This window comes from Achromobacter mucicolens, from assembly GCF_902859725.1.
In the GTDB taxonomy this organism is placed as follows: domain Bacteria; phylum Pseudomonadota; class Gammaproteobacteria; order Burkholderiales; family Burkholderiaceae_B; genus Achromobacter; species Achromobacter mucicolens.
In genome coordinates, this window is sequence record NZ_CADIJP010000001.1 from 248,901 (window position 1) to 261,835 (window position 12,935).

12 protein-coding genes are annotated in these 12,935 nt (G+C 67.8%); all 12 read left to right on the plus strand.

The annotated features are described in order from the left end of the window. Nucleotides 1–135 precede the first annotated feature (135 nt). The 12 genes from HV786_RS01100 (at nt 136) to HV786_RS01155 (ending at nt 12,929) form a co-directional block, all read left to right on the plus strand. Nucleotides 136–1,110, plus strand: coding sequence for a Bug family tripartite tricarboxylate transporter substrate binding protein (locus tag HV786_RS01100; protein WP_252870262.1), 975 nt, complete (start codon nt 136–138; stop codon nt 1,108–1,110). Nucleotides 1,111–1,120: 10 nt separating this feature from the next. After that, nucleotides 1,121–3,127 (plus strand): aconitase family protein, encoded by a 2,007-nt coding sequence (locus HV786_RS01105; RefSeq protein ID WP_175209762.1) that lies wholly within the window; start codon nt 1,121–1,123, stop codon nt 3,125–3,127. 261 nt (nt 3,128–3,388) lie between these two features. Then, nucleotides 3,389–4,249 (plus strand): N-acyl homoserine lactonase family protein, encoded by an 861-nt coding sequence (locus tag HV786_RS01110; protein ID WP_056325066.1) that lies wholly within the window; start codon nt 3,389–3,391, stop codon nt 4,247–4,249. Between the two features lie 9 nt (nt 4,250–4,258). Further along, nucleotides 4,259–5,278 carry an ABC transporter ATP-binding protein gene (locus HV786_RS01115; protein WP_175209764.1) on the plus strand — a complete coding sequence of 340 codons (1,020 nt, stop codon included), beginning with the start codon at nt 4,259–4,261 and terminating at the stop codon, nt 5,276–5,278. Next, the gene (locus HV786_RS01120) at nt 5,275–5,988 is read left to right on the plus strand and encodes an ABC transporter permease (RefSeq protein ID WP_056325070.1); all 714 of its coding nucleotides are present in this window, start codon (nt 5,275–5,277) and stop codon (nt 5,986–5,988) included. Before HV786_RS01115 ends, HV786_RS01120 begins: the two co-directional genes overlap by 4 nt. Further along, complete coding sequence (locus HV786_RS01125) at nt 5,985–7,364, plus strand: GldG family protein (protein WP_175209766.1); 1,380 nt, start codon at nt 5,985–5,987, stop codon at nt 7,362–7,364. The genes HV786_RS01120 and HV786_RS01125 overlap by 4 nt, the downstream gene beginning before the upstream one ends. Then, nucleotides 7,361–7,891 carry a DUF4340 domain-containing protein gene (locus HV786_RS01130; RefSeq protein ID WP_254599429.1) on the plus strand — a complete coding sequence of 177 codons (531 nt, stop codon included), beginning with the start codon at nt 7,361–7,363 and terminating at the stop codon, nt 7,889–7,891. Before HV786_RS01125 ends, HV786_RS01130 begins: the two co-directional genes overlap by 4 nt. Nucleotides 7,892–8,183: 292 nt before the next feature. Continuing rightward, nucleotides 8,184–9,089, plus strand: a complete 906-nt coding sequence (locus HV786_RS01135) for a branched-chain amino acid ABC transporter permease (protein ID WP_056325078.1) — start codon at nt 8,184–8,186, stop codon at nt 9,087–9,089. Then, nucleotides 9,089–10,069: a branched-chain amino acid ABC transporter permease gene (locus HV786_RS01140; RefSeq protein WP_128829111.1), complete on the plus strand. Its 981-nt coding sequence runs from the start codon at nt 9,089–9,091 to the stop codon at nt 10,067–10,069. The genes HV786_RS01135 and HV786_RS01140 overlap by 1 nt, the downstream gene beginning before the upstream one ends. Before the next feature lie 2 nt (nt 10,070–10,071). After that, nucleotides 10,072–10,812: an ABC transporter ATP-binding protein gene (locus tag HV786_RS01145; RefSeq protein WP_056325083.1), complete on the plus strand. Its 741-nt coding sequence runs from the start codon at nt 10,072–10,074 to the stop codon at nt 10,810–10,812. A gap of 3 nt (nt 10,813–10,815) precedes the next feature. Next, complete coding sequence (locus HV786_RS01150; protein WP_063956832.1) at nt 10,816–11,472, plus strand: ABC transporter ATP-binding protein; 657 nt, start codon at nt 10,816–10,818, stop codon at nt 11,470–11,472. A 20-nt stretch (nt 11,473–11,492) separates the two neighbouring features. Continuing rightward, entirely contained in the window at nt 11,493–12,929 is a 1,437-nt protein-coding gene (locus HV786_RS01155; protein WP_128829112.1) for an aldehyde dehydrogenase family protein, read from the plus strand. The last annotated feature ends 6 nt before the right edge of the window (nt 12,930–12,935 follow it).

Genomic DNA, 12,935 nt, shown 5'->3' on the forward strand with positions numbered 1-12,935 from the left:
ACCCGCCCTCGCCATTCGCGATGGCGGGGCTGCCGAGATGACACTTCGCCGTTGCCGGCGGCGTTCGTATAGTCAAGGCGCGTTCATCGCCGGTACGGGGCATCCAGACCCCGCTGCGTCCCATACGGAGACATCATGACCCCCACCAGATTGCTCGCGAGCTGTGCGCTTGCGCTTGGCGTCCTTGGCGCGGCGCCTGCCGCGTCGGCGGCCGGCTACCCCGACCGTCCCATCCGTCTGATCGTGCCCACCTCGCCCGGCTCCACGGCCGACGTGGTCGCGCGCGTCGTGGCCGAGAACCTGGGCAAGACGCTGGCCCAGCCCATGATCGTGGAGAACCTGGCGGGCGCGGCCGGCATTCCGGGCACGCGCCAACTGGTGTCGGCCAAGCCCGACGGCTACACCCTGGGCATCGTGTCGTCCAACCATGCCATCAATCCCAGCCTGTACAAGAGCCTGCCCTACGACACGGTCAAGGACATCACGCCGATTTCCGTCATCGGCACGACGCCGCTTGTGGTCGTGGTGGCCGAGAACTCGCCGTATAGGACGATGGGCGACCTGCTCAAGGCCGCAAAGGAACAGCCCGGCAAGATCAACTACGGCTCGTCCGGCACGGGCAGCGTGCTGCACCTGGCCGGCGAACTGCTCAAGTCCAAGGCGGGCGTGGACATGATGCACATCCCGTACAAGGGCGGCAACGCGCTGATCACCGACGTCATGTCGGGGCAGATCCAGGTCGCGTTCCTGGCCACCCCGTCCGTGCTGGCGCAGGTGCAGGCGGGCAAGCTGCGCGCGCTGGCCGTCAGCACGCCCGAGCGCCTGGCCATCCTGCCCAATGTGCCCACGCTGGACGAGGCCGGCGTGAAGGGCTATTCGTACGATGCCTGGATCTCGTTGATCGGGCCGGCGGGGCTGCCCGCCGATGTCGTGCAGAAGCTGCAAGACGCCACGCGCAAGACCATGCAGGAGCCGGCGGTGCTCAAGGCGCTGTCGCCGCAGGGCTTTGTGGCGCAGGGCACCACGTCGGAGCAGGCGGCGCAGACCCTGGCCGCCGAGGTCACCAAGAGCCAGACGCTGGTCAAGGCGGCGGGCGTTACCATCGAATGACCGGACTGCCATGACTGCCGTATCTGTACTCGACGCCCCGGCCCGCCTGCTGTTTCTGACGCAGGACCCAATCGGGGTGGCCGCGCAACTGGGCGGCGCGGCGCTGACGCTGCCTGAGGCCGCGCCGCTGCGCGACGACATTTCCACCGACGAGATCACGCCGGTGCCGATCCTGACGCACTTCGACGAGAAACTGGGCCGGTATCCGTACACGGGCTATCGGGCGGGCGACACCCAGCCCATCGGCATCGACGCGATCCGGCAGGCAGGCATCAACGTCGTGGTCGCGGGCAAGCGGTATGGCAAGGGCTCGTCGCGCGAGCACAGCCCGATGGCCGAAAAGTCCGCCGGCGTGCGGCTGGTGATCGCCGAGAGCTTTGAACGCATCTACCGCCAGAACGCCGATAACATCGGGCTCTACACCAGCACCGACATGGGGCTGGTGGCGCGGCTTCAGGCGGGCGAATGCATCACGGTCGACGAGATCGTGGCGGGTCGCGACGCGCTGGCTGCGGCCATCGTCAAGGCGGGTGGTCTGCTGGCGTTTGGGCAGGCGCAGCTGCGCGATGTGTCGGTGGCGGCCGGTCTGGTTGCCGGGCATCCTGCGGCCGATCCCGCCGCGCCGGACGGCGGGCCGCCGCGCACCCTGTTTGAAAAGATCATCCTGCGCCATCTCCTGCAAACGCCCGCCACCGCCGCCGACCCCCGGCAAGGCGATGGCGTCTTCCTGCGCGCGGACTGGCGCTTCATCCATGAGTACTACTCCGGCATGGCCGCCCATATGCTGCATGCGCGGTTTGGCCGGCCCCTGCGTTTGGTGGACCCGGATCGCATCGTGGTGTTCGAGGACCACACGTCCTACGTCGAGGAAAGCCCCAATCACGTGCGCGCCGGCATCGTGCCCAACGTGCGCGCCATGTGCCAGGCGCAGCGCGACTTCGCCGACGTCTACGGCCTGCGCCAGCACCGGACGCTGACCGAGGCCGAGGCCGCGCGCGACACCGGCGCCAACGTGGCGGGCATCTCGCACGCCATGATGGCCGAACACTACGCGCTGCCGGGGCAGGTCGTCGTGGGCACCGACTCGCACACGCCGCACAGCGGCGCGCTGGGCTGCGTGGCCTTCGGCGTGGGCACCACCGACATGGCCAACGCGTTCGTCACCGGCGCGGTGCGGCTGACGCTGCCCGCGTCCCTGCGCGTCGAGCTGGACGGCGCGCTGCCGGCCGGCGTCACGGCCAAGGACATCGTGCTGCATCTTCTGGCGCTGCCCGAGATCCGGGCGGGCGCGGGCGTGGGCAAGGTGTTCGAGTTTGCCGGCCAGGCCATCGCGGCCCTGTCCATCGACGAACGCGCCACGCTGACCAACATGACCGCCGAACTGGGCGGCCTGACGGGCATCGTCGCGCCCGACGCCGAGACCGCGCGATTCCTGCGGGAACGCCGCGGCGTGGATGCCGGCATCGCGCCGTGGATGCACAGCGACCCGGGCGCGGTCTACGCGGCCACCCTGCGCGTGGACTGCGCGGCGCTGTCGCCGCTGGTGGCGGCGCCGGGCGATCCGGGCAATGGCGTGCCCCTGTCCAGCCTGACGGCGCGCCCGCGCATCGACATCGCGTATGGCGGCTCCTGCACGGCCGGCAAGCGCGAGGATTTCGATTACTACCATCAGGTGCTGGCGTGGGCGGTGGCGCGCGGCGTGCGGCTGCCGGACGGCGTGACGCTTTATCTGCAATACGGCACCACGGCCGTGCGCGACTACTGCGTGGCGCGGGGCTACGACAAGACCTTTGCCGCCGTGGGTGCGCGCATCCTGCAGCCGTCCTGCGGCGCGTGCGCCAACTGCGGACCGGGGTCATCCACCGACGCCTCGCAGGTCACGATCAGCGCCATCAACCGGAATTTCCCCGGCCGCTCGGGCCCCGGCAGCGTCTGGCTGGCCAGCCCGCCCACGGTCATGGCCAGCGCGCTGGCCGGAGAGCTGGCGTCGTTTGCCGAACTGCAGGTGCGGTACTAGGGTTCCCCCCACTTCGTCCGCCGCGAAGCCCAGCTTCACAAATCCTTAATTGGCAGCCAATCCGGGCTGCGTCAGAGTGCGCAACAGAGAAAACGGCCGCCAGATGCCGTTTCCGGCCACGCGCTGCGCGTGGCCCCGCCGCAAGGCGCCTTCGCACAAAAAACACCTGTCGACGATGTGAACCCGGGACACACCGGGAGCTTGCTGATCGGCCGCGCCGTCCGGGCTGCGGCTTCCCCCTGTTGGTCCGAGGAGACAACAATGCGCAAGAGCTGGAAGGCAATGGTTGGGGCGGTGGCGGTCATGGCGGGCGGATGGGCGCACGCCGCCGACGCGCCGCCGGTGGACGTGAAGCTGATGCAGCTGTCGGTGGGCAAGATCGAGCTGGACAAGGGCTTCATGACCGCCATGGTGGACGTGGGCACCAAGATCAAGATTCCGGTGCCGGCCTATGTGATCCAGCACCCGCGCGGGCTGGTGCTGTTCGACACCGGCATGAACCAGGCCACGGCCGATGGCAACTGCGCCAATTACTGGGGGCAGGGGCTGTGCGGCGCCTTCAATTCCATCCAGGGCCGCGACGAGGTCATCGACCGCCAGCTCAAGGCCGCCGGCTTTGACGTCAGCGACGTGAAGTACGTCGTGTACTCGCACTTTCACCTGGATCACGCCGGCAACATCAAGATGTTCCCCAAGGCCAAGCACGTCGTGCAGAAGGCCGAGCTGCGCGCCGCCTGGTGGCCAGAAAAATTCCAGCGCGCCGCCTACGTCATGAAGGACTTCGACACCACGCGCGACTACGACTTCATCCAGGTGGAAGGCGACTTCGACCTGTTTGGCGACGGCACCATCGTATTGCTGGACACCAAGGGCCACACGCAGGGCCACCAGTCGCTGCAGGTCAAGCTGCCCAAGACCGGTACGGTGCTGCTGGCCGCGGACGCCATCTACACGGGTGAAAACGAGGCCGGCGTCATCCCCGGCATCACCTGGAACACGGCAGCGTCCATGCAGGCCATCGACCGCCTCAAGCAGATCCGCGATGCGCGCCAGGGCCAGCTCTGGTACAGCCACGACGCGGAGCAGCACGCGCAGAACGCCAAGACCAAAGTCTTCGACTGAAGGCCCCCCATGGAGCCCGCCGTCGCCTTGCATCAGGTCAGCAAGTCGTTCGGTTCCCGTCAGGTCCTTGAATCCCTGAGCCTGTCCGTCAGGCCCGGGGAAATCCTGGGCCTCCTGGGACCGAACGGCAGCGGCAAGACCACCACGCTGCGCCTGATGGCGGGCTTTTACACGCCCGACAGCGGACGCATCGCCATCCGGGGGCGCGAGCCCGTGCCGGGACGCGGCAACGCCGACATCGGCTATCTGCCCGAGCGCGCACCGCTTTATGACGCGCTGACGGTGACCCAGTATCTGGAGTTCGGCGCCGGCGTGAAGGTGCAGGGCGGCGCCCGCGCGCGCCGGCAGGCCATCGAACGCGCCATCGACGGCTTTGACCTGCAAGGCGTGGCGCGCTCGTTGATCGGGCGGCTGTCCAAGGGGCAGCGCCAGCGCGTGGGGCTGGCGCAGGCCGTGCTGAACGACCCGCCCGTGCTGCTGCTGGACGAAGCCACCAACGGCCTGGATCCCGTGCAGATCGTGGAAGCGCGCGCGATGATCCGGCGCTGCGCCGAAGGCCGCGCGGTGGTGTTCAGCAGCCATTTGATGCAGGAAGTCGAGGCGCTGTGCTCGCGCATCGCGATCCTGCGGCAGGGCCGGCTGGTCCAGGACCAGCCGCTGGGCGGATCGCAGGCAGCGCTACAAATGCAGCTGTCCCTGCCCACTGCCGGGCATGCCGCCTTGCACGCGGCGTTGTGCGCGTGCCCGGGCGTGAAGGCCGTGGACATCACGCTGCTGGATGCCGGCACCAGCAAGTGGCGGGTTACGTGGGACCCGCCGGGTCCAAGCGCGACTCCCAACCCGACTCCCAACCCGACTCCCAACCCGACTCCCAACCCGACCCCCAACGCCGCCGCCTGCGACGCCGTCATGCGCACGGCGCTGGCACACGCGGAACTGCGCGCCGTGCTGCCCGCGCAGGAAGCGGTCGAGGCCCGCCTGCTGGCGGCGCTGGCGCCCAACGATCCCCCGTTACGGAGACGCGCATGAAGGGTTTCGCGGCCTTGTACCGCAAGGAACTGCGCACCGACTTCGGCTCGCCCGTGGCGCTGGCCGTGGTGGCGGTGTTCTGGGCCCTGTCGGGCTACCTGTTCAGCTTCAACCTGTTCTTTGTGAGCACCGGGCAGATGGTGACGGCGTTTCACAACATGACCATCCTGCTGATGCTGGTGATGCCGCTGGTCAGCATGCGCGCCTTCGCGGAAGAGGCGCGGCAGGGCACGCTGGAATTGCTGCTGACGCTGCCGCTGTCGGACTTCACGCTGGTCGCGGCCAAGTATGCCGCGGGGCTGACCATGCTGGCGCTGATGCTGGCGGGCACCATGTCGGCGGTGCTGCCGCTGGCCTGGTACGGCGAGCCCGACTACGGCCCCATCGTGGGCGGCTACATCGGCGTGTTCCTGTATGGCGCGCTGTTCCTGGCGATCGGCATTGCCGTGTCCAGCGCCTGCTCGAACCAGATCGTGGCCGCCAGCGCCACGTGGGGCATCCTGGTGCTGCTGTGGTTCATTGACTATCCGGCCGCGCTGGACGCGTTTCCGGCGCTGTCGCCGTTCTTTCAGGCGTTGTCGCTGTCGGCCCAGCATGTGGACTTCATCCGGGGCGTGCTGCCCGGACCGGCCACGGTGACCTTGGCCAGCGTCACCGTGTTGGCCCTGATGGTGGCCTCGGTCAACCTGAAGCGCTGGAGGCTGCGATGAGTCCCGCCGTGCGCCGCGCCGGGCGGCGGTTGTCGCTGTGGCTGCCGGTGATGGCCGTGGCCGCGTTGCTGCTGGCGCTGAACCTGTGGGCGTCGCGCAATCTGGGACGCATTGACCTGACCGCGCAGCGGGTCTACAGCCTGGCCCCGGAAAGCCTGGAGGTCGCACGCCAGATCCGTCAGCCCGTCGAGGTGACGTGGTTCTACGACCTGCGCAACAAGAGCATGGTCGACGCGCTGGAACTCTTGCGCCAGTACGAGCGCGAGAATCCGCTGATCCGCGTGCGCGGCGTGGACCCCGCGCTGCGTCCGGCCGAGGCGCGCGCCGCCGGCATCCAGTTCGCGGGCAGTGCGGTGCTGGCCTCGGGCGCGCGGCGCACCACGATCAACGGCGGCACCGAAACGGACTTCACGAATGCGCTCATCCGCATCAGCCAGAATGGGGCGCAGACGGTCTGCTTCACGCAGGGCCATCGCGAGGCAACGCTAGACAGCCTGACGTCGCTGGACGACCTGGAAGATCACAGCAGCGACGAAAACCTGGTGGCGCGCGTCGAGGTCCACGAACAGCACGGCATGGCGATGGCGCGCAATGCGTTGCAGACGCTGGGGTTTTCCACGCGCGCGGTGGGCGCGGGCAGCCTGGCGCAGGCCTTGCCGGGTTGCGCCGTGGTCGTGGCGGCCGGTCCTCGCACGCCGTTCGGCGACGACGATGCGCAGGCGCTGCGCCGCTGGACCGGCGCGGGCGGCAAGACGCTGTTGCTGCTGGAACCCGACACGCGGCATGGGTTGGACGGCCTGCTGGCGGACTTCGGCATCGCGCTCGCGCCGGGCGCGCTGGCCGATCCGGGCAGCCACTACCGCAACGATCCCGGCAGTCCCGCGGTCAGCGACTACACGCGCCACAAGATGACGCGCGGCCTGCCGCTGAGCTTCTTTCCCGGCGCGGCGGGGCTTGAGCCGGCGGGCGACACCTTGCCGCCAGGCGTGGTCGTGACGCCGCTCGCGCAGACGTCAGCCGCAGCGCATCCTCCGGGGCAGCCTCCCTCGCGCTACACGCTGATGGCGCTGGCCACGCGCAACGCGCAGGCCGCCAGCGCGGAAGGCGCGGCCCATCCCACGCTGCTGGTGGCGGGCGACAGCGACTTCGCCATCAACCGGCATTTCGCCACGCTGGGCAATGGCGCCCTGTTCACCAACGCCGTCACCTTGCTGGCGGGCGAAGACGCCTTGCTGACGATCCGGCCCCGTCACTACGAGAACCGCCGCGTGGAACTGACCAACCGCCAGATGCGCGCGGTGTTCTGGACCAGCACGGTGGCCCTGCCGCTGCTTGCGCTGCTGACGGGACTGCTGCTGTGGTGGAGGCGCCGTTGAAGGCCGGGCGCCTGCTGTGGCCCGGGCTGCTGGCGGCCGGCATCGCGCTGTCGGCATGGCAATGGCAAGAGGCCGCGCATGCCCCGGCGCATCATCACGGCCATACCCACCTGCATGACGACAGTGGCAAGCCCGCCAGGCTCTACGCCTGGGAGGCCGACAAGGCCGCGCTGGTCACGCTGGACGGTCCGGGTGGCTCGGTCCGCCTGACACGGCAGGCGCAGGGCTGGGTCGCATCCCCGGACGGCACGGCGGCGGGCTTTGATGCGGCGGGCTTTGTGGCGCTGTTTTCGCAGGCGCGCAGCGACCGCACGCTCACGCCCGAGGACGGCGAAACGTATGGGCTTACACCGCCGCAGTTGCGCATCGCCGTGCGCGATGCCGCGGGCGTGACGCTTGCCCAGTTGGACGTCGGCGCGCTTGCGCCGGATGGACTAGGCCGTTATGTACGCCTGCCGGACGAGGCGCAGATCCGGATTATCCCGGACTATCAAACGCGGGCGCCGCTGGCGGCGTTGGGGCAATAGGCACCCACTCCATCGCTTGTTAAACCCGCCTTGCACAAAGATAAATAGCAGGCCGATTCACCCCTACCTATACTTCGCACACATACACAGGCGCAGGTGCCCAAGCCGTAGCGGGGCGGGCCCACAGCCTGCAATAAAAGGGCCTTCCGGCGGCTGGCGCTGTGCGCAAGTCAGCACGGAAAGGTTGATAACGAGACAAGGGCGCGCCGGGCGCGCCCGGGCGCAAGCCCGCACGCCGCGCGTGGCATTTTGAAATCGCCGCCGCCGTGCTCAGCGTATTGGGAGAAGACGCTTGACCTTGGATCTATTGCCTCTCGCCTTGGTGGATGGCGTGGCATACGCCAGTCTGCTGTTCCTGGTATCGATGGGGTTAACCCTGGTGTTCGGGGTGATGGGCATCCTGAACGTCGCGCACGGCGCGTTCTACGCCTTTGGCGGCTACGCCGCGGCCAGCCTCGTCATGTTCCTGGCGCCCAAGACCGACTCGCCCATCCTCCTGTTCGCGGCCTTGTTCGTGGCCGCCATCGCCATCGGGCTACTGCTTGGCAGCATCATGGAATTCGTCCTGATCCGCCGCGCACAGAACTACGACCCCATCCTCAAGCTGCTGCTCACCTTCGGCGCCTTCCTGATGCTGGAAGACATCCAGCGCATGCTGTGGGGCGCGCAGCCCTATAGCGCCAGCGAAGTCGTCAACCGTCTGGGCAACATCGAGATCGGCGACATCACCTATACGACGTATCAACTGGTGGTCGTGCCCGCCACGGCGCTGCTGGCCTACGTGTGCCTGGAATTCTTCCTGCGTCACACCAAGCTGGGCAAGCAGACGGTGGCCACCACGCACAACCGCGAAGTCGCCACGTCACTCGGCATCAACGCCAAGAAGATCGGCTACGTCACCTTCGTGATCGCGACCATCCTGGGCGCGCTGGGCGGCGCGCTGGCCTCGCCCACCACCTCGCTGGTGCCGGGGGCGGGCACGGACATGACGGTGCTGTCGTTTGCCGTGGTCGCCACCGCGGGCCTCGGCCAGATCACCGGCGCGCTGATCGCCGCGCTGCTCATCGGCATCATCCGCGCCATCGCCGTGTACGCCGCGCCGGAACTGGAAGTCGCCGTGCCCTACATCATCATGGTGCTGGTGCTGATCATCCGACCGCACGGTCTGTTCACCGTTGCCCAAGCGAGGACGATCTGATGAAAGTCCCTGTCCTGAGCGTGCTGGCCGCGCTGTTCACGCTGTTTCTTGGCTACACCTATTCCTGGACCATCACGCCCATCGTCATCGGCCTGACCTACGCGATTGCCGCGCTGGGCGTGTCGGTGATGGCGCGCGCCGGCCAGATCTCGTTCGGCCACGCCATGTTCGCGTGCATCTCGGCCTACACCGTGGCGTTCCTGGCCAAAGCCATGCCCGGCCTGGACGCGCTGGTCCTGATCCTGGCCGGCGTGGTCGCCAGCTTTGTCGCCGCCGTGGTCATCGGCCTGTTCGTCGTGCGCTACCGCGGCATCTTCTTCGGCATGTTGAACCTGGCGCTCAGCATGGTGCTGTTCGCGCTCCTGGGCAAGCTCTACACGCTGACCGGCGGCTCGGACGGGATGCGCATCGTGCGCCCGACCATGGCCGGCATCGTGATGGAGCGCGAATCCTTCGAACGCGCGCTGCTGGTTCTGACGCTGATGCTCTCGCTGGTGCTGGCCTGGTGGGTGCAGCGTTACTTCCGCTCGGGCAGCGGCCAGGCGCTGTCGGCCATCAAGACCAACGAAACCCGCATCGAATACCTGGGCTTTTCCGCCTACTTCATCATGTGGAAGGGCTACCTGCTGTCCGCCGTGGTGGTCGGATTCTCGGGCGCGATCCTGGCGCTGATGCAGGGGCTGGTCACGCCGGAAATCGGCTCGTGGCTACGTTCCGGCGAGTTCGTCTTCATCACCATCCTGGGCGGCGCGGGCCATGCCGCCGGCGCGTTCCTGGGCGCGGTGGGCTTCGAATCCGTCAAGCTCGTGTCCGCCGCCTACTTCCCCGGCCTGTGGCAATTCCTGCTGGGCCTGACGCTGATCCTGGTCATCTTCATGTTCCCCACCGGCTTCGTCGGCCAGATCACCAAGCGCATCCGGTCGCGGGAACGCGCCCAGCGCCGCGCGCAGGCGCCCCTGCAGGCCGCGGCAAGGAATTGACGATGAAACCGCTCATTCAAACCACCGACCTCTATCTGGCCTTCGGCGGCGTGGTGGCCGCCGACAACATCAACTTCGAACTGCACGAAGGCGAACGGCTGGCCGTGATCGGCCAGAACGGCGCGGGCAAGACGACCTTCATCAACATCTGCACCGGCTACCTCACGCCATCCAAGGGAAAGGTCTATTTCGACGGCAAGGACGTCACCGCGATGGCCCCGCGCAAGATCGTGCGGCTGGGCATGGGGCGCTCGTTCCAGCTTCCGCAGCTCTTTACCGAACACACCGTGCGCCAGTGCGTGCAGATCGCGGCCGCCCGGCGCAACAAGGAACTGAGCTGGTTCCGGTCGCTGGAAAGCACCATCGACGCACGCGAGGTGGACGCGACGCTGGACCTGGTGGGCCTTTTGCCCGATGCCGACGAAGCCTGCATCGAGCTGCCCGAAGGCAAGCGCAAGCTGCTGGACGTGGCGATGGCGCTGGCGTTGCAGCCCAAGTTGCTGATCATGGACGAACCCACCAGCGGCGTTGCATCGGAAGACAAGTTCGCGCTGATGGAAACCGTGATGCACGCGCTGGACGAGCGCCGCGTCACCAGCTGGTTCGTCGAGCACGACGTGGACATCGTGTCGCGCTACGCCACCCGCGTGGCGGCCTGGATCGCGGGCAAGGTGGCCGCGGACGGCTCGCCCGAGGACGTGTTGAACAATCCGCAGATCAGAAGCGAAGTGCTGGGGGCCTGAACCATGTTGAACCTATCGGCCATCAACGTCGACCTGGCGGGCAATCGCATCCTGCGCGACGTCAGCGCCAACTTTGAAGCGTCCCGCACCATCGGCATCGTGGGCCGCAACGGCGCGGGCAAGACCACGCTCCTGCGCACCATCATGGGCCTGACGCGCATTCGCTCCGGCAAGATCGCGTTCGACGGCACCGACCTGACGTCGCTGCCCGGGCACAAACGCGCCGCCATGAAGGTGGGCTACGCGCCCGAGGACCGTGTCATCTTCCCGACCATGACGGTCGAAGAAAACCTGCATCTGCCGTGCGAGGTGCAGGGCCAGTCCAAGGCCGAGATCCAGGCCCGCATGGACACGGTGCTGAAGGTGGTGCCGCAGCTGGAACCGATGCTCAAGCGCTCGGGCTCCGCGCTGTCGGGCGGGCAGGGCAAGATGGTGGCGCTGGCGCGCGCCGTCATGGTCGGCACCCGGCTCTTGATGCTGGACGAGCCCTTTCAGGGGCTCGCGCCCAAGCTGGCGCGCGATTACACCGAGGCGCTGGGCCGCCTGAAGGAAATGCAGCCCGACCTGTGCGTGGTCATCACGGAATCCAACGTGAAGCTGCTGGGCGACATCCCCGACCAGATATGGACGATCGAGCGCGGCTCGATCACGCTGAACTGATACCCCACGGAGACATTTCCATGACGCAGATGATTATCGGCGGCCGCCAGGTCGATGCCCAGGACGGGCGCACGATCGAGGTCGTTTCCCCCGTAGACGGCGAGGTCTTCACCACCATCCCGCGCGGTCAGCAGGCAGACGTGAACGCGGCAGTGCAGGCCGCGCGCGACGCGCTGGAAGGCGCGTGGGGCGACATGACCGCGCTGGAGCGCGGCCGCCTGCTGATGCGCCTGGGCGAGAGCGTGCTGGCGCACCACGAAGAGCTGGCGCAGCTGGAGTCGCGCGACACCGGCAAGCCCATGTCCACCGCGCGCGGCGACATCACGGTGCTGGCCCGCTACTTCGAGTTCTACGGCGGCGCGGCCGACAAGGTCCACGGCCAGACCATCCCGTTCCAGAAAGACTATTCGGTGCAGCTCATCCGCGAGCCGCTGGGCGTCACCGCCCACATCATTCCGTGGAACTACCCCGCGCAGATGTTCGGCCGCAGCGTGGCGCCGGCGCTTGCCATGGGCAACGCCGCCGTCGTCAAACCCGCCGAGGACGCCTGCCTGTCGATCATCCGCGTGGCCGAACTGGCCCTGGAAGTCGGCTTTCCGCCGGGCGCGCTGAACATCGTGACGGGCCTGGGCGAAGAAGCCGGCGCCGCGCTGTCGCGCCATCCCGGCATCAACTTCATCACCTTCACCGGCTCCAACGAAGTCGGCGTGCTGGTCCAGCAGGCGGCCGCCCTCAATGCGGTCAAGTGCGTGCTGGAGCTGGGCGGCAAGTCGGCGCACATCGTGTTTGACGACGCCAACTACAAGCTCGCCATTCCGGCCATCGTCAAGGGCATCGTTCACAACACCGGCCAGACCTGCACGGCGGGCAGCCGCCTGCTGGTGCAGAAGGGCATCTACGCGGACTTCATGAAGGCGCTGGGCGAGGAATTCTCGAAGGTGCGCGCCGGCACGCCGGACATGGATCTGACCTGCGGACCCGTCGTCAACAAGGCGCAATACGACCGTGTCAACCGCTATATCGCCAAGGGGCTATCCGACGGCCTGAAAGTGGCTGCCGAGGGCGGCATCGCGGACGGCGTGCCCAAGGGCGGCTTCTTCGTCAAACCCACGCTGTTTGCCGCTGCCAATCACGACAGCGACCTGCTCACGCAAGAGATCTTCGGGCCCGTGCTGGTCGCGCTGCCCTTCGCGGACGAGGCCGAGGCCATCCGCCTGGCCAACGCCACGGACTATGGCCTGTTGGGCGCGGTCTGGACCGAGAACGGCGGGCGCCAGCAGCGCGTGGCGCGCGGCATCAAGTGCGGCCAGGTCTACATCAACGGGTTTGGCGCGGGCGGCGGCGTGGAGCTGCCCTTTGGCGGCGTGAAGAAAAGCGGCCATGGCCGCGAGAAGGGCTTCATCGCGCTGGAAGAAATGAGCACGACCAAGACCCTGATTCAGTTTTATGGCGAGTGATCGCCG

Bases quoted from the DNA above. Each gene is read 5' to 3' on its own strand.
- HV786_RS01140 (WP_128829111.1), top strand. From the start codon at position 9,089: ATGAAAGTCCCTGTCCTGAGCGTGCTGGCCGCGCTGTTCACGCTGTTT.
- HV786_RS01110 (WP_056325066.1), top strand. From the start codon at position 3,389: ATGCGCAAGAGCTGGAAGGCAATGGTTGGGGCGGTGGCGGTCATGGCG.
- HV786_RS01125 (WP_175209766.1), top strand. From the start codon at position 5,985: ATGAGTCCCGCCGTGCGCCGCGCCGGGCGGCGGTTGTCGCTGTGGCTG.
- HV786_RS01120 (WP_056325070.1), top strand. From the start codon at position 5,275: ATGAAGGGTTTCGCGGCCTTGTACCGCAAGGAACTGCGCACCGACTTC.
- HV786_RS01115 (WP_175209764.1), top strand. From the start codon at position 4,259: ATGGAGCCCGCCGTCGCCTTGCATCAGGTCAGCAAGTCGTTCGGTTCC.
- HV786_RS01105 (WP_175209762.1), top strand. From the start codon at position 1,121: ATGACTGCCGTATCTGTACTCGACGCCCCGGCCCGCCTGCTGTTTCTG.
- HV786_RS01100 (WP_252870262.1), top strand. From the start codon at position 136: ATGACCCCCACCAGATTGCTCGCGAGCTGTGCGCTTGCGCTTGGCGTC.
- HV786_RS01150 (WP_063956832.1), top strand. From the start codon at position 10,816: ATGTTGAACCTATCGGCCATCAACGTCGACCTGGCGGGCAATCGCATC.
- HV786_RS01155 (WP_128829112.1), top strand. From the start codon at position 11,493: ATGACGCAGATGATTATCGGCGGCCGCCAGGTCGATGCCCAGGACGGG.
- HV786_RS01145 (WP_056325083.1), top strand. From the start codon at position 10,072: ATGAAACCGCTCATTCAAACCACCGACCTCTATCTGGCCTTCGGCGGC.